19 protein-coding genes and 1 pseudogene are annotated in these 22,328 nt (G+C 72.6%); 11 read left to right on the plus strand and 9 right to left on the minus strand.

All coding sequences use genetic code 11. The annotated features are described in order from the left end of the window. Positions 1-2: 2 nt before the first annotated feature. Positions 3-1,025, minus strand: a complete 1,023-nt coding sequence (locus tag FU792_RS02875; protein WP_022924460.1) for a 3-oxoacyl-ACP synthase III — start codon at positions 1,023-1,025, stop codon at positions 3-5. A gap of 159 nt (positions 1,026-1,184) precedes the next feature. Between FU792_RS02875 and FU792_RS02880 the strand changes: the two genes are divergently transcribed. Beyond that, the gene (locus FU792_RS02880; protein WP_149814534.1) at positions 1,185-2,084 is read left to right on the plus strand and encodes a hypothetical protein; all 900 of its coding nucleotides are present in this window, start codon (positions 1,185-1,187) and stop codon (positions 2,082-2,084) included. Between the two features lie 189 nt (positions 2,085-2,273). Further along, a complete protein-coding gene (locus FU792_RS02885) occupies positions 2,274-2,579 on the plus strand; it encodes a hypothetical protein (protein ID WP_022924458.1) in 306 nt (101 codons plus the stop codon). Positions 2,580-2,598: 19 nt separating this feature from the next. Here FU792_RS02885 and FU792_RS02890 read toward each other — a convergent pair whose 3' ends face one another. Together FU792_RS02890 and FU792_RS02895 are read right to left on the minus strand one after the other, a co-directional pair. Continuing rightward, positions 2,599-5,091 carry a CDP-glycerol glycerophosphotransferase family protein gene (locus FU792_RS02890; protein ID WP_149814535.1) on the minus strand — a complete coding sequence of 831 codons (2,493 nt, stop codon included), beginning with the start codon at positions 5,089-5,091 and terminating at the stop codon, positions 2,599-2,601. Between the two features lie 96 nt (positions 5,092-5,187). Next, positions 5,188-6,651, minus strand: coding sequence for a Gfo/Idh/MocA family oxidoreductase (locus FU792_RS02895; protein WP_238706032.1), 1,464 nt, complete (start codon positions 6,649-6,651; stop codon positions 5,188-5,190). A 45-nt stretch (positions 6,652-6,696) separates the two neighbouring features. On the opposite strand from FU792_RS02895, the gene FU792_RS02900 reads away from it, so the two are divergent. Both FU792_RS02900 and FU792_RS02905 read left to right on the plus strand, forming a co-directional pair. Further along, positions 6,697-7,104 (plus strand): hypothetical protein, encoded by a 408-nt coding sequence (locus FU792_RS02900; protein WP_149814536.1) that lies wholly within the window; start codon positions 6,697-6,699, stop codon positions 7,102-7,104. Next, on the plus strand, positions 7,095-8,384 hold the full coding sequence (locus FU792_RS02905; RefSeq protein ID WP_149814537.1) for a glycosyltransferase: 1,290 nt from the start codon (positions 7,095-7,097) through the stop codon (positions 8,382-8,384). The genes FU792_RS02900 and FU792_RS02905 overlap by 10 nt, the downstream gene beginning before the upstream one ends. Before the next feature lie 41 nt (positions 8,385-8,425). Here the strand turns inward: FU792_RS02905 and FU792_RS02910 are convergent, their stop codons facing one another. Beyond that, entirely contained in the window at positions 8,426-9,502 is a 1,077-nt protein-coding gene (locus FU792_RS02910) for an acyltransferase family protein (protein ID WP_022924454.1), read from the minus strand. Between the two features lie 151 nt (positions 9,503-9,653). Here FU792_RS02910 and FU792_RS02915 point away from each other — a divergent pair, with 151 nt between their 5' ends. Both FU792_RS02915 and FU792_RS02920 read left to right on the plus strand, forming a co-directional pair. Then, positions 9,654-11,306 carry a glycosyltransferase gene (locus tag FU792_RS02915; protein WP_022924453.1) on the plus strand — a complete coding sequence of 551 codons (1,653 nt, stop codon included), beginning with the start codon at positions 9,654-9,656 and terminating at the stop codon, positions 11,304-11,306. Beyond that, complete coding sequence (locus tag FU792_RS02920) at positions 11,293-13,836, plus strand: hypothetical protein (protein ID WP_149814539.1); 2,544 nt, start codon at positions 11,293-11,295, stop codon at positions 13,834-13,836. The genes FU792_RS02915 and FU792_RS02920 overlap by 14 nt, the downstream gene beginning before the upstream one ends. Here the strand turns inward: FU792_RS02920 and FU792_RS02925 are convergent. The 3 genes from FU792_RS02925 to msrA form a co-directional block, all read right to left on the minus strand. Then, entirely contained in the window at positions 13,826-14,731 is a 906-nt protein-coding gene (locus FU792_RS02925) for a glycosyltransferase family 2 protein (RefSeq protein ID WP_022924451.1), read from the minus strand. The genes FU792_RS02920 and FU792_RS02925 overlap by 11 nt on opposite strands. Continuing rightward, entirely contained in the window at positions 14,728-15,585 is an 858-nt protein-coding gene (locus FU792_RS02930; RefSeq protein WP_028130917.1) for a CDP-alcohol phosphatidyltransferase family protein, read from the minus strand. The genes FU792_RS02925 and FU792_RS02930 overlap by 4 nt, the downstream gene beginning before the upstream one ends. 92 nt (positions 15,586-15,677) lie before the next feature. Beyond that, on the minus strand, positions 15,678-16,349 hold the full coding sequence (msrA, locus tag FU792_RS02935) for a peptide-methionine (S)-S-oxide reductase MsrA (RefSeq protein ID WP_033418706.1): 672 nt from the start codon (positions 16,347-16,349) through the stop codon (positions 15,678-15,680). A gap of 290 nt (positions 16,350-16,639) precedes the next feature. On the opposite strand from msrA, the gene greA reads away from it, so the two are divergent. Then, complete coding sequence (gene greA / locus FU792_RS02940) at positions 16,640-17,131, plus strand: transcription elongation factor GreA (protein ID WP_022924448.1); 492 nt, start codon at positions 16,640-16,642, stop codon at positions 17,129-17,131. A gap of 33 nt (positions 17,132-17,164) precedes the next feature. On the opposite strand, the gene FU792_RS02945 is transcribed toward greA, so the two are convergent. Further along, positions 17,165-17,629, minus strand: a complete 465-nt coding sequence (locus FU792_RS02945; RefSeq protein ID WP_022924447.1) for a DUF4307 domain-containing protein — start codon at positions 17,627-17,629, stop codon at positions 17,165-17,167. A 127-nt stretch (positions 17,630-17,756) separates the two neighbouring features. Between FU792_RS02945 and mca the strand changes: the two genes are divergently transcribed. After that, complete coding sequence (gene mca, locus FU792_RS02950; RefSeq protein WP_022924446.1) at positions 17,757-18,833, plus strand: mycothiol conjugate amidase Mca; 1,077 nt, start codon at positions 17,757-17,759, stop codon at positions 18,831-18,833. Continuing rightward, positions 18,830-19,036 (plus strand): hypothetical protein, encoded by a 207-nt coding sequence (locus tag FU792_RS02955; protein ID WP_022924445.1) that lies wholly within the window; start codon positions 18,830-18,832, stop codon positions 19,034-19,036. The genes mca and FU792_RS02955 overlap by 4 nt, the downstream gene beginning before the upstream one ends. Positions 19,037-19,057: 21 nt before the next feature. Here the strand turns inward: FU792_RS02955 and trhA are convergent, their stop codons facing one another. Then, positions 19,058-19,786 carry a PAQR family membrane homeostasis protein TrhA gene (gene trhA / locus FU792_RS02960; protein WP_022924444.1) on the minus strand — a complete coding sequence of 243 codons (729 nt, stop codon included), beginning with the start codon at positions 19,784-19,786 and terminating at the stop codon, positions 19,058-19,060. A 141-nt stretch (positions 19,787-19,927) separates the two neighbouring features. Here trhA and FU792_RS02965 point away from each other — a divergent pair, with 141 nt between their 5' ends. Together FU792_RS02965 and FU792_RS02970 are read left to right on the plus strand one after the other, a co-directional pair. Continuing rightward, entirely contained in the window at positions 19,928-20,692 is a 765-nt protein-coding gene (locus tag FU792_RS02965; RefSeq protein WP_022924443.1) for an isoprenyl transferase, read from the plus strand. Positions 20,693-20,910: 218 nt separating this feature from the next. Beyond that, positions 20,911-22,283, plus strand: a pseudogene (locus FU792_RS02970) (PhoH family protein). Positions 22,284-22,328 lie beyond the last annotated feature (45 nt).

A 22,328-nucleotide genomic window follows, 5' to 3' on the forward strand; every position in this document is an offset into this window, starting at 1 on the left:
GGTCACCAGTCGATCTCGAGGCAGGTCATGTTGAGCCCGGAGCCGATGCCCATCATGAGCACCCGGTCCCCGCGCTCGAGCGCGTCCGCCTCCTTGGCGAGGGTGATCGCGACCGCGGCGGGACCGACGTTGCCGTAGGTGGGGAAGGTCAGGGGGATGCGCGCGAGGTCGATGCCCAGCGCCTCGGCGGTCTTGGTGGTATGCACCTGCGAGACCTGGTGGACGATGTAGCGGTCCATCTCCTGCCAGTCGAACTCCTGGGCCGCGTCACGCCACAGCTCGCCGGCCAGCCCCATCCCCGCCGCGAGGAGCCCCTGGGCGTCGGTGCGCATCTCGGTGAAGTCGCCGACGCACAGCTCGTGGTGCTCGGTGGCCGCGCGCGTGACGCCACCGACCACGCGGTGTCCTTCCGGGTGCTCGCTGGCCCGGCCGAGCAGCATCGCCGCCGCGCCGGAGCCCAGGGTGAGGGTGGCGAACTGGCTGACGATGTCCTCCGCCGTCGCGTCGGGGCCGGAGAGCCGCTCCAGGGTCCGCTCCTGCGGGATGCGCGAGCCCTCGCCGCAGACGACCATTGCGTAGTCGATCTGGCCGGCGTCGATCATCGTCGCGGCCAGCTGCATACCGTTGACGAACCCGAGACAGGCGTTGGTGAGGTCGAAGTTGAGGCACGCCGAGGGCAGCCCCAGGTCGTGGTGCACCGACACGGCGATCGAGGGCTCGAGGTGCTCCCGGCTCACCGAGGTGTTGACGAGCAGTCCCACCCGGCTCGCGTCGACCCCGGCCTCCGCCAGCGCCTCCTGCGCGGCCTGGACCGCGCCGTCGACGAAGCTCTGGTCCTCGCGCCACCACCGACGCTCGGAGATCCCTGCCAGCTTGGCCAGCATGCCCGGGCGCAGCCCGTTGCGGGTGTAGGAGTCACCGATGACCTCGTCGAACTCGGCGGAGGTCTTGACGATCGGGGCGTCGACGGCGTTGACGGAGAGCACGGCGGTGTCGCTGTGCCGGAAGGTGGCGTTGCCGGTCACGTGGTGGTTCCTGCGTTCTGGCGAAGGGAAGACGGACAGAGTCCCCATTCGACCACAGCACCGGCGCCGGGGAAGAACCGAAGGCGCCGCTGTGCCACGATGGGGATCACCATCCACCTCCCGCCGCCCGGCGGGAGCCGCCGGGAAAGCGAGACCGACATGAGCAGCACGCGGACGAGGCTGGGCGCGATCCTCAGCGCCGGAGTCCTGGGGTTGGGGCTGAGCGCCTGCGGCGGGGACGAGAGCAGTGACTCCTCGGGCGGGGCCGGCGGGTCCTCCGGCAGCGAGGCGTCGCAGGAGAGCAGCGCCGGGCAGGAGGGCGAGAGCGAGGACGCAGCCGCGTCCGAGGGCGACGCCGGTGGTGAGGGTGACGCGGACGCCGCCGCGGACGGCGAGGAGATCCCCGTGGAGGAGTTCCTCGCGATGATGCAGGAGCCGGGCGAGGAGACGCTGTCCAGCTACACCCTCACCATGACGATGGACGCCTCCGGTCAGTCGATGGACGCGGAGGGGGCGGTCGACCTCTCCGGCGACCAGCCGGTCATGCAGTTCACGATGGCGGTGCCCGAGCTCGGCGACATGGACATGATCACCACCGGCGGCGAGGTCTACTTCGCGATGCCCGGCGTCACCCCCGACGGGATGTACGTCCGCGGTGGGGAGGACCTGCTCGGTCAGGCCGCCGCCATGGAGGATCTCGACGTCTCCTCGCAGTGGGAGGCGTGGGAGCAGGGCGCGCAGAGCGTGGTCCTCGTCGGCGAGGAGGACGTCGACGGCACCGAGATGCGGCGCTATCAGGTGACCCTCGATCCCGAGGCGGCCGCGGCGGAGTCAGGGGAGGCCGCCACGACGACCGCGCCGGGTATGCCGGAGACCGTCGTCTACGACGTCTGGCTGGACGACGACAACCTCATGCGTCAGCTCGCCTTCGACATGGAGGGCGTGTCGGCCGAGATGATGATGGACAACTGGGGCGAGCCGCAGGAGATCGAGGCCCCCGCCGAGGACCAGATCATGGAGATGAGCGAGCTCGGCGGGCAGCCGGGCAGCGAGGGCTGACCCCCCGAGCAGCAGGAGGGCCACGACCGGAAGACCGGTCGTGGCCCTTCTGCGACCTCCGGCCGACCCTGGTGCGACCGCCGTGTGAACGCCTCGTGAACCCTCGCCGGGAACCCCCGATCTGGGCCGTCAGCGGCTGCGCGGCACGGCAGACTGACGGTGTCGTCGAGCCGAGGTGAGGAGAACGACATGGCGTCAGGCTGGACCCCCGCCCGGGTCGTCCGCTGGCCCGCGCAGCAGCAGGACCGTGCGTGGTGCGCCCAGCGGGCGATCCCCTGCCTGCTGCTCGTCGACGACGGGGCAGCGGCCCCCGAGCCCGGGCCGTCGGAGTCGGTGCTGCCGCAGACCGCCGACGAGCACCGCATCGCCGGAGCCGTCGACGAGCTGTCCTGGCGCGCGGCGGCCGCCGCGGCTCCCGCACCAGAGCCGGAGCGCCTCGCGCACCCGTCGGGTCGGCGCCGCTCGGTCGTCGGCCTGGTCGCCGCGCTGTTCTGAGCGATCGACCGCCTCGTCCTCAGGCGCCCTCGAAGAGGCGGGCGACGACCCGCTCGGCGCTGTGCCCGTCGTCGAGGTGGTTGAAGCGCTCGACCCACCGGGCGTAGCGCTCGGCATACCGGTGCGTGTCGTCCATCTCCCGGAGCGCCGTCACCACCTCCTCCTGGGTGGCCACGACCGGGCCCGGTGCCTCCTCGCCGAGGTCGAAGTAGACCCCGCGGACGTCGTCGCGGTACTCGTCCAGGTCGGGGACGTAGAAGATCATCGGGCGCCGGGTGACGGAGTAGTCGAACATCACCGAGGAGTAGTCGGTGATGAGCGCGTCGGCCGCCAGGAACAGCTCGGTGATGTGCGGGTAGGTCGTCACGTCGACGACGCCGGGCAGGTCCACGCTGCGGCCGTGGCCGACGGTGCGGGAGTGGCCGCGCAGCAGGACGACGTAGTCGTCGCCGAGATCGGCGGTGAGCCGCTCCAGGTCGAGGAAGACCACCATGCCCGCGGCGTTGTCCCGCCAGGTGGGGGCGTAGAGCACGGCCTTCTGGTCGGGTCGGATGCCGAGGCGCTCGCGGATCTGCTCCCCGGACCCCCCGGCGAGGGCGTCGTTGCGGGGGTAGCCCTCCTCGTAGAAGACGCCCTCCCAGGCGTAGGCGCTGCGGAAGATCTCGGTGCTGTGGTGGTTCTGGCTGAGCAGGACGTCCCACTTGTCCCGCTCGCGGACCAGGGCTTCCCGGGTCGATGCGTCGGCGTTCGGGCGGTCCAGGCCGATGCGCTTGAACATCGACCCGTGCCACGTCTGCAGCACCGTCTGGAAGGGCTGCGGGGTGAACCGGCGGCGCAGCCAGTCGTTGGCGATGACGAACCGCGAGCGGGCCCGCGCGTCGAACCAGGCCTGGGTGCCCTCGACCACGGCGACCGCGCCCTCGGGGACGGGCACCGACAGGTCCGTCACGCCCCAGTAGCGCACCCAGTCCGGGTGCTCGCGCGCGATGACCGCGTCCAGGGCGTGGGGGTTGCAGGTGGCCAGGCGGCCGTAGAACGACTCGAGGTAGACCGAGCGCTGCGGCTCGTGCGGACCGGCGAGGTAGGCCGCGTCCATCCGGCGCTGGTGGAACGACCCCAACTCGTCGGCGGCGCGGGTCAGGCCGACGCGCAGCCGCAGCGAGCGCCCCTTGCCGATCTCCCACCGCAGCCGCGCCTGCTCGACCGGCAGCTTCTGCGGGGTGCGCGCGACCACGTCGGGGGCGGCCATGACCCGCACGGAGCCGCCCGAGGAGTCTCGTCCCAGCAGGGCGTAGCTGCCGGTGCGCGGCAGCCGGGCAGGGCCGCCCCATCGTGGCTGCAGCAGGTCGACCCCGGCCTCCCAGGTCCCGTCCGGGCGCAGCTCCACGGCCGCGGGCAGCACCTGGCGCCGGCCGGCGAAGGTCAGGTCCAGGTGCTCCAACTCCCCGCCCCAGGTGCCCCGCAGGCGCACTCGCGGTGCCTCGCCGGGCTCGATCTCGGTCCCGGTGACGACGAGGTGGGACCGCGGGTCGGCGAGGTAGAGCGCGCCGCCCGAGCCCGCGTAGGCGAGCAGGCCGGACCCACGGGCCTGCACAGGCATCTCCTGGTCCAGCGCGGTGGCGACGACGTGCTCGGTGCCGTGCGTGTCGACGACGACCACCCGGTAGGTCTGGGCGACGCCACGCTGCCCCTCCCGGGCGTCGTCCGGTCCCGCCGCGGTCGTCGTGTCGGACTGCTCCGAGCCGGCCTCCTCCGCGGCGGCCTCGGAGCCGTCCTCCTCGGCTGCCGCCCTCGGGCCGGGGGCCTGGGAGTCTAGCGCACCCTCCTCCGTCTCCGGGGCGAGCAGATCGGCCTCAGTCGGGAGGACCACCCAGGTCTCGGGCACCTTCGCGCGCAGCCGGAGCACCCCGTCGTCCCGCCGGTCCACGTCGACCGGGCGCCGGGCATACCGGGAGACGAGCTCGACCCGCTCCGCCCTGATGCCGCGCAGCTCCACCTCGGCCCGGACCTCGCGCCCGTCGATGCCGACCTCTCGGGCGAGTGCCGGCGGCACCACCCGGGCGAAGAACAGTCCGCGCCACCGGACCCACCTCGGCACCACCTGGACGCCACCGGGGAAGGTGCGCGCGCCGAGCATCAGGGCCGAGCTGGCGCGGTGGCGGTACTTCAGCGTGCCTGACGCGGTGCGGCCGTCCGCACCGGTGACCCGGACGTGGACCTGCCACGGGCGCGGGTCCTCGTCGGCGAGGACGGCGGCGAGGTCGACGCGGGCCACGAAGGCGGTGTTGGCGTAGTCGAACTCGCCCTGGGTGGCGAAGGCGTTGACCTCCATCTCGTGCACGGACGTGACGTCGGCGCGCACCCGCAGGCGCGTCCCTCCGCGCCGCGCGACGACGACCTCGACCGGGGCGGGGAGGTATGTCCCGTAGCCGCGCTCGTAGGCCCAGCCGCGGATCTCGTAGCTGGTGCCGTCCAGCCAGCGTGCGCCCCACAGGGTCGCGACCCACCCCACCTGACGGTGGGTGCGGTGTTGACGGCTGCCCGGGCCCCTGCCGCCCCAGCACGTAGGCCCGCTGCAGCAGCTCGCTGTCCGCGGAGCGGGCGCGGGTCAGCTGCCGCCGCAGGAGACGCCGGGCGCGACGCTCGGTCTGCGTCCTGGCCCGCAGCGCGGTCGCGCGGGCGCGCTCGAGCGGCGAGGGCGCGGCGGCTCCTGGTCGGGCCCGACCGGGCGCAGCGCCATCAGGTGAGGACCTGGGCGTCGGTGCGCGCACGCTCGATGACGTCGGCGATGGCGACCGACTCGGCGGCCCGCAGCTTGTAGGACTCGGAGGTCTCGTTGCGGATCAGCCAGGCGAACTCGGCCAGCTCGTAGCGCAGCCCGTCGCCGTCGAACTTGTAGTAGTACTTCTTGTTGTCCGGCTTCCTCGAAGCGGGCCTCGAAGTACTCCGTCTTCCACCAGGGTGCCGGGACGTAGAGGTAGCCGGCGCTGCCCGCGACGACGAGGTCACCCTCGGCCTTGACCCCCAGCCCGGTCCGGGCGGTGGCCTCCCCGTGCCGGAAGGTCACGTCGATCTTGGAGTAGACCTCGACCGGGGACTCCTCCGGCTGCAGCGAGGTGGTGCGCACGTCGGCGATCTCGGTCCCGAGCAGCTTGACGACGGCGACGAGCGGATAGCTGGCAAGCTCGGAGATGCTGCCGCCCGCCGGGGCCTGGAGCTCCCGGCCCTCGTCGACGAGCTTGGTGAAGGTCGCATCGACCGAGCGCACCTGGCCGATCGCGCCGCTGCGGGCCAGCGCCACCATGCGCTGGAAGCCGGGGGCGAAGGCGGTCTTGATCGCCTCCATGAGCACGACGCCGCGCTCCTTCGCCCGGGCGAAGAGCTCCTCGGTCTCGGCGCGGGTGAGCGTCATCGGCTTCTCGCACAGCACGTGCACGCCGGCGTCCAGCGCGCGGCGGGTGAAGTCGGCGTGGGTGTCGTGCGGGGTGGCGACGTAGACCGCGTCGACCGCCTCGAGCAGCGTGTCGTAGTCCTCCACGGCACGGTTGAGCTCGTGCTCGGCGGCGAAGTCCTGCGCCGTGCTGTGCGTCCGGTTGTGCACCGCCTCGACGCTGACGCCGCTGACGAAGCGAGCCTCCTGCACGAAGCGGTGCGCGATCCGGCCCGCCCCGACGACCCCGACCTTGATGACCCCCGCCTCGTTGCGCAGCTGGGTGCTGGAGACCCCCTTGGTCCGCTCGAGGTAGACGACGTCGCAGTAGTCCCGCAGGTAGTCGAAGCGCCCCAGCCAGTCCGAGCCGATCGCGAAGACGTCGACCTGGTGCTTCTGGATGTCCTGGACCTTCTGGCCCTCGTACTCCTCGATGATGATCTTGTCGGCGAGGCCGCTGTCCTCGACGTTCTTGATCCGCGTCATCAGGCTCTGCTGCACGTTGAGCTTGCCCCGGGCGTCGTCGTAGTTCTCCGTCGTCACGCCGACGATGAGGTAGTCCCCGAGCGCCTTGGCGCGCTCCAGCAGGCGACGGTGCCCCTCGTGGAACAGGTCGTAGGTGCCGTAGGTGATGACACGCACTCTCGGTTGCCTCCTCGTGGTGGACTCATGCGAGTATGCCTGGTGATGGCGAGGAGACTGAGATCCACGCCGCGCCGGGTGCTCGACCGGCTGCGGCGGTCCGGGCGTCCGGACCGGGTCGGGGGCGAGGACCCGTCGCAGGCCCCCCGGCCCGTCGTCCGCCGCGACCCGGTCCCCGAGCTCGCACCGCCGCCGGACGTCCAGCACGTCGTGCTCGTCGAGGGCATCCCCATGGAGTTCGGAGGGCGCACCGCCTCGATCCTGGCCAAGTGCCGCACCCTCTACGAGCAGGGCGGGCTCCGCTCCGTCGTGCTCGTGCGTAACCACTCCCACACGCTGCCCCGGGCGATCGAGGGGATGCGTCGCCGCGGGCAGCTGGGCGAGGGCGTGGAGGTGCGCTGGCTGATGGACGCCTACCCCGACGGCACCGAGGCGGCCCGCCGGTGGCCGTGACCCAGGAGGCCGAGGACGGCCTGGAGGCCGCGGGTTGGCGCAGACGGGGCCGCTGGTGGGTGCGTGGCGCCGCCGTTGGACAGGTGCGGCGCCGGTACCACGAGGGGGCCCTGGAGATGGAGGAGCAGCTCGACCCCGACGGGCACCGGCTGAGCCGCTCCGAGTACGACGTCGAGGGTCGGCTGCGTCGCTCGCTCGTCTGGGAGGGCGGGGAGCACCACCCACGTCGGCAGGTCTATCACCGTCGCAACGGCCGACCGATGTATGCCGTGATCCTCGCTCCTCGTGAGGATCACCAGCGCCGCTCCCGGGAGGAGTCGGTCACCTTCTTCGACGAGGACGGCGAGGTCGAGGGTGTGCACGACGGCTCGCTCACCCCGGTGGTCCACCGTGCCCTGGACGCGCTGACAGGAGGGCGGCCGACGATCCTGGCGGTCGAGGCGCGTCAGGCGGACCCGGACGCCCTCACCTATCGCCGCGAGCACGTCCGCACGTGCTACGTGGCGCACAACTCGCACCTCCAGGCTCCCGACAGCGAGGTGGACGAGGTGCGGGGGTCGTTCCGGCGGCTGTTCCGGCGCCTCGACCCGTCGTCGGCCATGGTGTTCCTCACCGACAGCCAGCGCGCCGACGCCGAGGCGCTGCTCGGTCGACGCGACAACTTCTGGGTCATCCCGCACGCCGCTCCGGCGGCGAGCTCCCACGCCGAGGTCGAGCGGGAGCCGGGGCTGGTCATCATGATGGGCCGGCTGGCCCCGCAGAAGAGGACCGACCACGGGATCCGTGCCTTCGCCTCGGTCGTCGATCAGGTTCCCGGCGCGCGGATGGAGATCTTCGGGGAGGGCGCGAGGCGACAGGAGCTGCAGCGGCTGATCGCCGAGCTCGGTCTGCAGGACGCCGTGAGCCTGCGCGGCTTCACCACCGAGCCCGGCCGGGAGTACCGCCGAGCCGCACTCTGCCTGCAGTCCAGCCGGTTCGAGGGCGCCCCCATGGTCTTCGTCGAGGCCTTGCGTCAGGGGTGCCCCATCGTGAGCTACGACATCCGCTACGGGCCTGCTGACATCGTGGACCACGGGGTCAACGGCTTCCTGGTCCCGGACGAGGACATCCAGGGCCTGGCCGACCGCACCTCGCAGGTCCTGCGCGACCCGGAGCTGGCCGCCTCGCTGCGCGCCGGGTGCGCGGGGGTGGACGAACGCTTCGGCCAGCAGGCCTTCGCGGCACGGTGGTTCGCGCTGTTCCGGGCGTTGGCGGCCGAGCTTCCCTCGACCCAGGGCTGACCTGCCCGGCCCCGGGTTGGGCCGTGCCTGGCGGTGTTGGATCAGGGGCGTTCGAGGGCCGTCCTGAGGCGTCGCCGCAACGGCTCGTGGACCGGCTGCTCGATGCACCGGTGGATGAGCCAGGCGAGCAGGAACGACAGTGCCGTGGCGAGTGCCAGGACGACGTAGCTGTTCACGTGCCCCGACAGGTTCTCGATGACGAAGAAGCCGAACTGCCCGTGGACGAGGTAGAGGGGGTAGGTGAGCGCACCGGCCAGTGTGAGCCACGGCTGGTCGACGCGGGCCAGTGGTCCGACGGAGCAGGCATACACCGCCGCGAACATCAGGACGACGAGCAGTGACACCACGGGGGTCGAGATCGCCACCTCGCTGTGGACGACGGCTCGCTCCGCGGCGAAGACTGTGGCCTGCCGTATGCACAGGACCACGTTGAGTCCCAGGCCGAGCAGCACCAGCAGGTCCGGCCCCTCCCGGTGCAGGAGGTAGAGCAGCATCCCGCCGGCGAAGTACGGCGCCCAGCTGGGGATGAGCAGGGAGGACAGGAGGCCCGCCTCGGTGGCCCGGGTCAGCTCGGCGAGGACCGGCCACAGCAGGGCGTAGGCGATCGCCCGCTGCCGGGTGACCCCGCCCAGGGCGATGAGCACCCCGATGAGCAGGTAGAACTTCAGTTCCACCCACAGCGTCCAGAAGGCGCCCTGCACACTCCCGATGTCCCACGCTTCCTGGAGCATGGTGAGGTTGACCAGCGCTTCGACCGGTTCCACCTGGCGGCCGCCTTCCCAGAAGGTCTGGAGTGCCACCGTGAGCAGCACGGCGGCCCAGTACGCGGGGTACAACCGGGAGATCCGGGAGGCGACGAAGCCCGGCAGTGCCCGCCCGTACGCGGTCATCAGGATGACGAAGCCGGAGATGACGAAGAAGAGCTCGACCCCGAGGTAGCCGTAGCGGGTGACGACGCTCGCCGCCGGGAACTCCTCCCCGGCGGCGTTGCCCCAGAACTCCTGGTCGATCGCGGTGTAGTGGTAGGCCAGGACGGCGACCGCGGCCAGGAGGCGCAGGCCGTCCAGCGCGGCCAGCCGCGGTCGCGACGGCGGTGGGGTGGTCTGCTCGGCGGGCACGCGACGTCCTCGGTGGAGAGCGATGGGGAGGATGGCAAGATCGTGCGCCATGGTAGACGCGGTGGTGCGAGTGGCGCGGCGAGCGAGGCGGTCGTGGCGAAGGGCGACCTCGGGTCGAACCGGTCGGCCGACGGCTCCGGCGACGGCGTCCGTGCCCGTCGAGCCGGAGCGCGCAGAGCACCAGGCCGTGCCGGTGCGGCACGACCCCGTCCCTGAGCTGGGGCCACCGCCGGACGTGCTGCACGTCGTCGTGGTCGAGGGCATCCCGGTCGACTACGGCGGCCGCACCGCCTCGATCCTGGCCCGGTGCCGCAGCCTGGCCGAGACCGGGGGGGTCGAGTCCGTGGTGATGGTCCGCAACCACTCCACCAACCTGCTGTCGGCGATCGCCAACATGGAGCGCCGGGGCCACCTGGTGCCGGGCGTGCGGGTCCTCGCCGTCACCGACGCCTTCCCGGACCCGACCGCGCCCGGGCCGCCCGATCCGCGCACGCTGGAACCGGTCGACGGCCTGGAGGACGAGGGCTGGAGCAGTGTCGGGCGCGGCCCGGACGAGGTGTGCCGCTACGAGCAGGGTCGGCTCGTCGCACGGCGACGCTACCGCGAGGAGCAGCTGGTCCTGGAGGATCGTCTCGACGCGGTCGGTGAGCGGTGTCGTCGGGAGGAGTTCGCCCCGGACGGGCGTCTCGTGCGCACCATCTTCGGCGACGACCGCCCCGGTCGCCGCCAGCAGCACGTTGCCCTCCGCCGCAACGGACAACCGATGTTCGCTCGCGTCTTCACCCGTTCGGACGCGCCGCGAGGGTGGCCCACGGAGCTCGGCACCACGATCTTCGACGAGCAGGGGAGGCCCACATCCGTCCACGGCGGCTTCGAGGAGGTGCTGCACCAGGCGCTGGACGCCGTCATCGGGGGCCGCCGGGCCGTGGTCGTGGTGGAGGCACGCGCCCTCGACCGGGAGATGGCCGGCTATCGGCGCCCCCACGTCGACACCTGCTTCGTCGTGCACAGCTCGCACCTGGAGCCGCCGGGGGAGGACCTGAGGGCCCTCCGCCCGGGGTTCGGCCGGCTGCTCCGGGAGCTGGGTCAGCACTCGCCGGTCGTCTTCCTCACCGAGCGGCAGCGGGCCGAGGCGGAGGCGACCGTCGGGGAGAACCCGCTGTTCCGCGTCATCCCGCACGCCGGGCCGGCCCCGCAGGGCCGCTCCCGGGACGACGACCGCGACCCTGACCTGGTGGTGATGATGGGTCGGCTGGTCGACGTCAAGCGGACCTCGCACGGCATCAAGGCCTTCGCGCGCGTGCTCGAGGAGCGGCCGCAGGCACGCCTCGAGATCTACGGCGACGGGCCCAACCGGGCGGGCCTGATGCGGCTCATCTCACGGCTCGGGGTGCAGGACTCGGTGCGGCTCGCGGGCTTCACCACCGACCCTGGTGCGGTCTTCCGCCGTGCCTCGCTGTGCCTGCTGACGAGCAAGTACGAGGGTGCGCCCATGATGCTTGTCGAGGCCATGACCCACGGCTGCCCGGCCATCGCCTACGACGTCCGCTACGGACCTTCGGACATGATCGAGGACGGGGTGAACGGCTACGTCGTGGCCCCGGGAGACATCGTCGCGCTCGCCGAGGCTACGCTGCGGGTGCTCCAGGACCCGCAGCTCGCCGCACGACTGCGTGAGGGGTGCACCACCGTGCAGGAGCGCTTCGGGCAGGACGCGTTCGTGGCCCGGTGGTTCGGCCTGTTCCACGAGCTGGCCGACGGATCCCCCCCGACCAAGGAGAAGACCTCTGATGAGTCTGCGTAAGGACGCCGCCCGCATCGTGCGAGGTGTCGGTCGAGAGGTGCTCGGGCGGGTGCGGAGCACCGCGAGCCGGCCGACCTCGCCCGCCAGGGTCGACGGCCCGGCCCCGGACACCTCTCGTCCGCGACCTCGTCCCACGGCGGCGACCGAGGTCGGGGCGGGCGAGGCCGCGTCCGGCCCGCCCTGGGTGGGTCACGGCGGCGGCTGGAGCGCCTCGGTCGTCGACGCGGTGCGCGAGCTGATCCGCGCCGGCAAGGTCGGTGAGGCGGTGTCCACGGGGTATGCCCTCCGCGAGGACCCCGTGACCCGTCCACTGGGTGACCTGCTGCTCGGCGTGTGCCGTCGCAGCACCTCCACGTCCGGGGTCGCGTGGCGCGACCTGGGACGGGTCACCCAGCCCGAGGTGGTGGCACTCGGGGCCGAGGACTGGTTCGTGCCGGCCTACCAGCACGAGCCGGAGCTCGCCGCCCGGGTGCTGCGTGAGGTCGTGGAACGCGAGCTCCTCCTGGGGTGGACGGGCACGCAGCTGCTGCTCGTGGCGCGGGCGGCCTTCCAGGCCGAGGACTGGGACGGAGTGCTGGGTGTCAGCGACGTCGCCACCTCCGGTCGAGCCAGGAGGGTGGCCGCGAGTCGCCGGCACGAGCTCGCCGAGCTCGTGCGGTGGCTGCCCGACGGCGACCACCGCAGGCCTGTCCCCGAGCTGGACGCGGACGTGCGGTTCGGGCTGATGAACTACCTGGCGCCGGGCCCGGGCTCGCGCAACGTGGGTGATTGGATCCAGACGCTCGCCTCGCTCGGGCACCTGGTGCGGCACGGCAACCTCACCTATGTCGGCACCGACCCCGGGCTGGTCGACCTGGTGACCGAGCTGGCGACGGGTGTCCGTGAGGAGCGGAGGGTGTCGGACACGCCGGCCGCGACGGTCCAGCTCGTGGAGGTGCAGCGTGACGGCATGGCGCTGCAGCAGCTGCCGGCGCCGACCTGGGTGCCCACGTTCGGGTGGTACCTCCACCCGGTCACGGAGCACGACTACCTCTTCCCGTTCTCGGACGCGGTCCGGCCGATCTTCATCTCCTTCCACGTGAACAAGCCGGACATGCTGACGCCGGAGGCCGTGGCCTACCTGCGCCGCTACGGCCCCGTCGGCTGCCGCGACTGGCAGACGGTCGCCCTGCTCCGCGCGCTGGACGTCCCAGCGTTCTTCTCCGGCTGCATGACGACCACCGTGGACGCGGTGGTCCCACCCGGGGGTCCCGCGGGACGCACCGAGACCGCCTACATCGACTTCCCCGGTGGCCCGGCGGAGGCTCCGGTGGTGGAGCAGTCCATCACCGGGCTGCGCAGCCTCTCGTTCGCGGACAACCTGCGGTTGGCGCGGGAGTGGGTGCACGACTACGCCACCCGCTACCGCGCGGTCAGGACCTCGCGGTTGCACGCGAACCTGCCCTCCCGCTCCGTCGGGTGCGAGGTCGAGTTCGCGCCGAAGAACCGCTCGGACGTGCGCTTCGGCGGGCTCATCGACATCGACGACGACGCCTTCGACGCGATCCGGCACGGCATCCTGGACAAGCTCGAGGCCGTGTTGCGGCTGATCCTCTCCGGCGCGGGCGAGGACGAGGTGTATGCCCGGTGGCGCGAGGTCTGCTCGACCGATGTCGAGGCGGCCGGGCGAATGCTCGACGCCCGGGAGGTGGACCTGCCCGAGACCGCACCGGCGCCGCCGCAGGGGCTGGAGGCCGATCGTGTCGTGGTGGTCGATCTCGGACCGGGCGAGGCGCCGCACTTCTCCGGTCTGGTGGAGGCGCTCGCGCAGCGTGTCCCGGCCGGCACCGCCGTGGTGGTCAGTGGGGACGAGACGCTGCGGCTGGGAGCGCTGCCTGACGTGGGTCTCCCGGTCACGCTGGTCAACCGTGAGACGGTGCCGCTCGAGCACCTGGACGGGCTCGAGGGTCGGGGCGCTGCGGCCCGCCGCGAGGTGCTGCTCGCGCACGCGGTGCTGGGTGCGCGGCAGGCCGGCAGGGTTCTGGTCATCCCCGCGGCGGTGCTGCTGCCCGAGGATCTCCAGCCGCTCCTGGACCACGACCTGCAGGGCGAACCGGTCGCCGCTCCCCGTGACCCCCGCGGATCGCGCCGGCTGTCGGTCGGGCTGCTGCGTTCGCTCAGCTCGCGGCAGGGTGAGGACGCCGCGGGCGCGCTCGACCTCATCGCCTGGGGGAGCCGTCGGATCGACGTGCTCGGGGCACCGTTCGACCCGGTGGTCGTCGTGGTGGATCCCGCCGCGCTGGGCGCCGCCGGGTCGGATCAGGTGATCCCGCTCATGGTGCGCTTCGGCGCGACGTTCCGGGAGGCGCTCAACATGGTGCTGGGTGGTCGGTGGACACCGCTGCCCGAGCGCTGGGCGAGCATCCCCCACCTGCAGACACCGGAGCCGGGGGCCGAGCTGCTGTCCTACCGCGTCGGTGCACGGCCGTGGTCGGGCCTGACCACCGCGGGCCAGCAGGAGTGGCGGGAGCAGCAGTCGGTCAGACGATGAGGAAGCGGCCGTGCCGGGCCATCCGCGCGACCGCCCACCAGCTGAGGCGGGTGCGGTCCTCGCCCGGCTCGAAGGGGTCGCTGCGCCAGCCGTGCACCCAGCCGGACCACCACGAGGCGAGCCCGTCACGCTGCGCCGCCCAGCGCACCAGCTGGATCCCGGTCCAGCTGCCGACGTAAGCCACGGCCAACGGCCGGGGCAGGTTGCGCCGGGCCAGCCATACCCGGTTGCGGGCGTTCTTGAAGAAGTAGTCCGAGTGCCGGCGCGGGTCGACCACGGGGTGACCGGTGCGCAGCGAGGGGACGTAACGGACCCGGTAGCCGGCCGCCCACACCCGCCACGCCAGCTCGATGCCCTCGTGGGCGTAGAAGAAGATGCCCGGCCACCCGCCGGTCGCCTCGAACGCCCCCCGGCGCATCGCCACGGTCATCTCGACCACGCTGAAGACGTCGGCCTCGGTATGCCGCTGACGCGCCCCGAGGCGAGGGATCCACCGGCCCGGGTGCGCCCCGTCGCTGACCTCGGGGTCCTCGATGAGCGGCTGCACCAGGCCGACGTCGGGGTGCTCGCGCAGGTAGCCCGCCGTCCGCAGCAGCACGTCGTCGTCGATGAGCCAGGCGTCGTCGTCGAGGAAGAAGAGGAACTCGCCGTCCACGTGCGGCACGCCGGCGTTGCGCCCCGCGGGGATGCCGATGTTGGTCGGCAGCGCCAGCGTCTTGACCTCGTCGGGGAGGCCGGTGGGGTTCCAGGCGTTGCCGACCACCACCACGTCGAGGTCCACCCCCTGCTGGCGCTGCAACGACTTCAGCCCGCGCGCCAGCTCCTCGGGGCGGCGGCCTTGGGTCAGGACGACGACGCCGAAGCTGGGACGGCCGCTGGAGGTGCCCCCGGTCATCGGGCGTCCTCTCGGCGCAGCCGGGGCGAGGCGAGGATCGCGGCGAGGTGGCCCGCGGTGACCGGGAGGATGACTGCGGCCATGACGAGCACCTGCCAGCGCGCGGCCTCCAGCTCGGCACCGGCGAGGGCGCCGACCACCGCGACCGCCAGCGTGACCAGAGTCATCTCGATCGAGTGGAACATCCGGTGGAAGGGCACCAGCCGCGCCGCTCGGCGTAGCACCCCCAGCACGCTGCCTGCCGGCACGGCCCGGGCCTGGGTGGTGTCCGGCAGCCGGTCCAGACCGGCCGCCGCCCGCGAGGCGTGCACCATCTCGTTGAGCGCCTTGTTGAGCAGGAGCCCGGCGGCCAGCAGCGCGCCGAGGAAGGCATACCGCCACACCGCGGCCGGGTCCGTCTCCTGCCCACCGACGACCCCGGCCGCCCGCCAGCCGAGGGCCAGCGCGATCGCCCCCTCGACGGTGTAGTGGCCGACCTTGTCCAGGAAGACGCCGACCGGCCCGGACAGCCCCTTCCACCGGGCGACCTCCCCGTCCGAGCAGTCCAGCAGCATCTGCAGCTGCGCGAGGAGCGCGCCGAGGAGCGCTCCCCAGAGGCCGGGGATCAGCAGCGCGCCGGCGGCGGCCCAGCCGGCCACCATCATCAGCCAGGTCACCCCGTTGGCCGTCACCGGCGTCGGGATGAGCGCGCGGGTCAGGTGCGGCGACACCCGACGGAGGTAGAGATCCCCGGTCCAGTGCTCGGCGCTGCCGCGCCCCAGGACCTCGGGCGGCTGAGCCACGGAGCGTACCTGCGCCAGCGTGGGCCGCCGGGGCCGGGAGTCGAGCGGGCTGGCGGCCGACGGGTCAGCCATGGACCACCTCTCGTCGCCGGTCACGGGATCTGACCCGCAGGAGTCTAGGGGGTGGACGACCGGGTCACCCTCCGGCGAGGCCGACGCCGCCCTCAGTCGGGCGGTGCGATGCTCGTCTGGGCGGGGAGCTCGTCCTGCGGGACCAGGCCGACCGGGCAGGTGTAGCCGTTCGGGCCGTGGTTGCAGTAGCCGCCGGGGTTCTTGTGGAGGTACTGCTGGTGCACGTCCTCGGCGTAGTAGAAGGGTCCGGCCTCGGAGGCGGGCAGCAGCTCGGTCGTGATCGGTCCGTGCCCGGCGTCACGCAGGACCTCGCCGAAGGCGTCGGCGGTCGCCCGGGCCGCGCGCTCCTGCTCGGGGGTCGTCCAGTAGATCGCCGAGCGGTACTGCGTGCCGATGTCGTTGCCCTGCCGGTTCGCCGTCGTCGGGTCGTGGTTCTCCCAGAAGGCCTTGAGCAGGGTCTCGGGATCGGTCGCGCGACGGTCGTAGACGACCAGCACCGACTCGGTATGCCCGGTGCGCCCGGTGCACACCTCGCGGTACGTGGGGTTCGGGGTGGTGCCGCCCTGGTAGCCGGCCGCGGTGGTGACCACGCCGGGCAGCTGCCAGAAGATCCGCTCGGCTCCCCAGAAGCAGCCCATCGCCACGGTCATCACCTCCGAGCCCTCGGGCCACGGCTCGTGCATCGAGGTGCCGAGGACCACGTGGCGCTCGGGGATGTCGGGCAGGGGGGTCGCGCGGCCGGGAAGGGTGGCGTCGTGTCGCATCACCCCAGTGTCCCACCCGCGGCGACCGAGGGCCGACCGTGCCGCCCCATGCCGCCGAGGTGGCTCGCGGTGAGCCCGGGATCGAGGCGCGGTCGCCGTGTGAGGTCCACGCGTGAGGTCGACTCAGGGGTGCAGGCGGGCTAGACTTGTCGCTCGATCCACGGTCCGGGCCCTGTTGGCCCGGACCTTGTGTTTGGGGAGAGCCGCACCGCCTGGTGCGGCACCCGGCGCACGATCGCCGGCCGCGGCTGGACGCCGCCGGCCACGCGAAGGCATACCGAGGAGAGGCAGTGACCGAGACCACAGCAGCCAGCTACCTGACCCAGGAGGCCTACGACCGCCTGCAGGCCGAGCTGACCCAGCTCAAGGACGAAGGACGCTCGGAGATCAGCAAGCGCATCGAGGCGGCCCGGGAGGAGGGCGACCTCAAGGAGAACGGCGGCTATCACGCCGCCAAGGAGGAGCAGGGCAAGATGGAGGCCCGCATCCGCCAGCTCGAGCACCTGCTGCAGAACGCCGTGGTGGGGTCGGCCCCGACCGAGAAGGGCGTCGTGCAGCCGGGGACCGTCGTGACCGTCGAGATGTTCGGCGACAGCGAGACCTTCTTGCTCGGGTCCCGGGAGATCATCGACGAGGGAAGCGACCTCGACGTCTACAGCGAGCAGTCCCCGCTCGGGGCCGCGCTCCTGGGCGGCCGGACGGGCGAGACGGTCAGCTACGAGGCGCCCAACGGCAAGACCGTGGAGGTCAAGATCCTGGAGGCCACGCCCTACCAGCCCTGACCTCCCGCGCGACCGCCTCGGGGCGTCCTGCCGTCAGCGGCGGGGCGCCCCGTCGGCGTACCAGCACTCCTCGACGTAACCGGTGACGGCCGGCGAGGCGGTGGTCACGCTCTCCACGTGCCGGCTCGGGGAGCTCTGCGCCGCGGGGATGCGCACCTCGGTCCGCCCGACGACCACGTGCGAGGTGGCCTGCGCCTCGAGCCGGCACACCGCCTCGCGCGAGGGGTCGCGCCGCAGGTCGAAGCGCACGTCCACCCGGCTGTCGGAGACGGCCTCGAAGCCGGTGTCGACCCAGTGCACCCGCCCCACGGTGGCGGACAGTCCCCAGATCACGGCCATGAGGCTCATGACGACCACGGCCAGCACGCCGACGACCCACCACCGGCGGTCGCCGCGCCGGCCGCGCTCCTGCGCCTCGGCACGCTCCTCCTCCGCGTCCCAGTCCCGGACGCCGTCCGGGCGCGGCGGCTCGGCGGGACCGGTGTTGCTGGCGGTCATGTGCGGCTGCCCTCCGAGGGGGTGAGAGGATGGCGGGGTGCCCGGAGCGGCACCACCACCATTGTCCGGCACGGTCCGGTCGGCCGTGACGCCGACCCGTGCCGGCTCCGACGCGGAAGGAATGCCGATGGCCACCTCGGGTCGCGGGCTGCGCCTGCTCGCGGTGCACGCACACCCTGACGACGAGTCGAGCAAGGGCGCTGCCACGACGGCGCACTACGTCGCCCAGGGGGTCGACGTGCGCGTCGTGTCCTGCACCGGTGGGGAACGGGGGGACGTGCTCAACGAGAAGCTCAAGGACGACCCGCACATCATCCGCGACATCGCCCAGGTCCGGCGGGACGAGATGGCCCGGGCGGTGCAGATCCTCGGTGTCAGCCACACCTGGCTGGGCTTCGTCGACAGCGGCCTGCCCGAGGGTGACCCGCTGCCGCCGCTGCCGGAGGGGTGCTTCGCGCTGGAGCCGCTGGAGGTGACCACCGAGGCGCTGGTCCGGGTGATCCGGGAGTTCCGGCCCCACGTGCTCACGACCTACGACGAGAACGGCGGCTACCCGCACCCCGACCACATCATGACGCACACGGTGACGATGGCGGCCTTCGAGGCGGCCGGCGACCCCGAGGCATACCCGCACGCCGGCGAGCCCTGGCAGCCGCTCAAGGTCTACTACAGCGGCTGGGACCCGCAGCGGATGATCCGGCTGGACGAGGCCATGGTCGAGGCCGGTCACGAGCCGCCCTTCGCCGACTGGCGCAAGCACCTCGGGAGCCGGCCGCGCCGCGTGCTCACCACCCGCGTGCCGTGCGGGGAGCACTTCTCGGTGCGCGACGACGCGCTGCGCGCGCACGCGACCCAGGTCGACCCGGAGGGGCCCTGGTTCCGCGTCCCGCTGGAGATCCAGCAGCGGGTCTGGCCCACCGAGGACTACGAGCTGGCGCGCTCGCTGGTCCCCGTGGCGCTGCCCGAGGACGACCTCTTCGCCGGCCTGCGCGAGCTCGACGGTGGGCTGGACGCCCGGTGCCGTCAGGTGCCGGAGCGGGACGAGACCGGGGCGCTCGTGCTGGAGCACCGGGGCGAGCCGCCGCTGCCGCCGCTGGAGCAGGATGCGGTCGGTGAGCGGAAACAGGACGCCGTTGCCGACATGGGGGACGCCGACGGAGACGGTGTCGACGACGTGCGCCGCGACGAGGGGCACGACCGGTGAACTCGACCGGCGTCGAGATCACGGCCGGGCTCGGGGGCTTCCTCGTCCTCTTCGGGCTTGCCCTGGCCGTGTGGTTCCTCGGCCGCGACCTCACCCGGCGGCTGCGGCGGATGCGGCAGGCGGAGGAGGCCCGGCTGCGGCAGGAGACCCCTGCCGAGCAGGGCGACGCACCGGACCGGCCCGAGGACGACCCGCTCGCCTGAGCGCCGCCGTGCTCTAGGTGCTCAGGCCGCGGGCACCGAGTCCAGCGACAGGCTGAGGTAGGCCGCCAGCCAGTGCGCGGCGAAGGCCGCCACGGTGAAGGCGTGGAAGACCTCGTGGAAGCCGAACCACCGCGGTGAGGGGTCCGGGCGACGCAGGCCGTAGACGACGGCGCCCAGGGTGTAGAACAGGCCCCCGAGCCCGATGAGCCCCACGACGACCGGGCCGCCGCTGCGCCACATCGGGACCAGGAAGAAGATCGCCACCCAGCCCAGGGCGATGTAGACCCCGGTGTAGAGCCACCGCGGCGCCCCGACCCAGAAGACGCGGAAGAGGACGCCGGCGAGCGCCCCGGACCAGACGACCCAGAGCAGCAGCCTGGTCTGCGGCGTCGGGAGGAGCAGCACCGCGAAGGGGGTGTAGGTGCCGGCGATGATGAGGAAGATGTTGGCGTGGTCCCAGCGCTTGAGCACGCGCGCGACCCGAGGACTCCATCGACCGCGGTGGTAGACCGCCGAGGTGCCGAAGAGCAGGACGGCGGTGATCGCGAAGACGAGTGCGGCGGCGCCCGCCGGGGCGCTGGGGGCGAGCGCGACGAGCACAGCTCCGGAGACCACGGCCACCGGGACCATCACGAGGTGCAGCCAGCCACGGAGGTGGGGCTTGACGCGATCCTTCACCTGGTCCGTCATTTGGCCGACGAAGGAGCCCAGGGTGCCGGTCGCCTCGGTCGTGTCACGGGGGGTCGACATGCCTTCAGGCTAACCTACGCAACCGTAGGTTACGAAACCGTAGGTTCGGTCCCGCCGAGGGTTCCACGACTCCGGGCGACGCTTCCACCGCCCCGGGCGCGGGCGCAGCGGATCTCCAGGGGTGGCCGGTAGGTTGAGGCCATGCCGACGCCGAGGGACCTGGTCTACCGGGCCTACAACTCATCGCTGCGCCGGCACCTGCCCGACGAACGGCTCCCGCGTCACATCGGGGTCATGCTCGACGGCAACCGCCGTTGGGCCCGGCGGCGAGGGGCGCAGACCGCGGACGGGCACCGTGCGGGGGCGGAGAACATCGCGCCCTTCCTGGGGTGGTGCGAGGAGGCCCGGGTCGAGGTCGTGACCCTCTGGCTGCTCTCGACGGACAACCTCAACCGCGCCGCGGGGGAGCTCGAGCCGCTGCTGACCATCATCGAGGGGGTGGTGCAGCAGCTCGCCTCGACCGGGCGCTGGCGCGTGCGGGTCGTCGGTGCCCTCGACCTGCTGCCTCAGGAGACCGCCGACCGGCTCACCGAGGCCGCTGCGCTGACCGACGACATCGACGCCATGGTCGTCAACGTGGCGATCGGCTACGGCGGGCGCCGGGAGATCGCCGACGCCGTGCGCTCGCTCCTCCGGGACGCCGCCGCGTCCGGAGCCTCGCTCGAGGAGGTCGCCAGCACGGTGACCGTGGAGGACATCGCCGGGCATCTCTACACCCGCGGCCTGCCGGACCCCGACCTGGTGATCCGCACCTCGGGCGAGCAGCGGCTCGGCGGCTTCCTGCTGTGGCAGAGCGCGCACAGCGAGTTCTACTTCTGCGAGGCCTTCTGGCCCGACTTCCGCAAGGTCGACTTCCTGCGCGCGCTGCGGGCCTACGCCGAGCGCGAGCGGCGCTTCGGCAGCTGAGCGACACGCCGCCGCAGCGCGTAGGCGGGACCTGGCTCCCGGCATACCGTCGAGGCAGACGCGGGGCACCCCCGCCCCGCCTCTCGGGAGGCCCACCACATGGAGCTCTGGCTCTGGCGGAGGGCCGGTACCGGCCTACGTCGTGGCGTGGCCCGGTCCCGGACCGCCCACCGCCTGCGACGCGCAGCCCACCGGCGCGCGTCCCCCTGGGAGTCAGCATGAGCATCAGCCGTCCCGTCTCGACCGCCGACCTGCTGGACGAGGCCGTCACCCCCTTCGACGCACTGCCGGAGACCGGCCGCAAGACCTACGTCCTGGACACCTCCGTGCTGCTGTCCGACCCGCGGGCGCTGCTGCGCTTCGCCGAGCACGAGGTCGTCCTGCCGGTGGTGGTCATCTCCGAGCTGGAGGGCAAGCGGCACCACCCGGAGCTCGGGTATTTCGCGCGCCAGGCGCTGCGGATGCTCGACGACCTGCGGGTCGCCCACGGCACCCTGAGCGAGCCGGTGCCGGTGGGGCAGCCGGGGGCAGCCTGCGGGTCGAGCTCAACCACACCGACCCGACCGCCCTGCCCGCCGGCTTCCGGCTCGGGGACAACGACACCCGGATCCTCGCCGTGGCGGCCAACCTGGCCGGCGAGGGCCAGGACGTCACCGTCGTCAGCAAGGACCTGCCGATGCGGGTCAAGGCGTCGTCGGTCGGTCTGGACGCGCAGGAGTACCGCGCCGAGCTCGCGGTCGACAGCGGCTGGACCGGCATGGCCGAGATCGAGGTCGACGACGAGCAGATGCGCCAGCTCTACGACACCGGCCGGCTGGAGCATCCCGGGGCGGTGCAGATGCGCACCCACACCGGGTTGACCATCCTCGGCGCCTCGGGCAGCGCCCTGGGCCGGGTGGCGCCCGACCACACCGTGCGTCTGGTGCGCGGTGACCGGGACGCCTTCGGTCTGCACGGCCGCTCGGCCGAGCAGCGCATCGCGCTGGACCTGCTGCTCGACCCCGACGTCGGCATCGTGAGCCTCGGTGGACGCGCGGGCACCGGCAAGAGCGCGCTGGCGCTGTGCGCTGGGCTCGAGGCGGTCATGGAGCGTCGCCAGCACCGCAAGGTCATCGTCTTCCGTCCGCTCTACGCCGTCGGCGGCCAGGAGCTGGGCTACCTGCCGGGCAGCGAGAACGACAAGATGGGGCCCTGGGCGCAGGCGGTCTTCGACACCCTGGGCGCGGTGGTCTCCACGGAGGTCGTCGAGGAGATCCTCGACCGCGACATGCTCGAGGTGCTTCCCCTCACCCACATCCGCGGTCGCTCCCTGCACGACGCCTTCGTCATCGTGGACGAGGCGCAGAGCCTGGAGCGCAACGTGCTGCTCACCGTGCTGTCCCGGATCGGCCAGAGCTCCCGGGTCGTCCTCACGCACGACGTGGCCCAGCGGGACAACCTGCGCGTCGGGCGCCACGACGGGGTGGCCGCCGTGATCGAGGCGCTCAAGGGGCATCCGCTCTTCGCCCACGTCACGCTGCACCGCAGCGAGCGCAGCCCGATCGCCGCCTTGGTGACCGAGATGCTGGAGGGCCCAGAGGCGCTGCTGTGACGGGCGTGCCTGAGTGTGAAGTCACAGACGTCACACCGGCCTCAT

Origin of the sequence: Serinicoccus marinus DSM 15273 (assembly GCF_008386315.1) — a bacterium.
Classification (GTDB): Bacteria; Actinomycetota; Actinomycetes; order Actinomycetales; family Dermatophilaceae; genus Ornithinicoccus; species Ornithinicoccus marinus.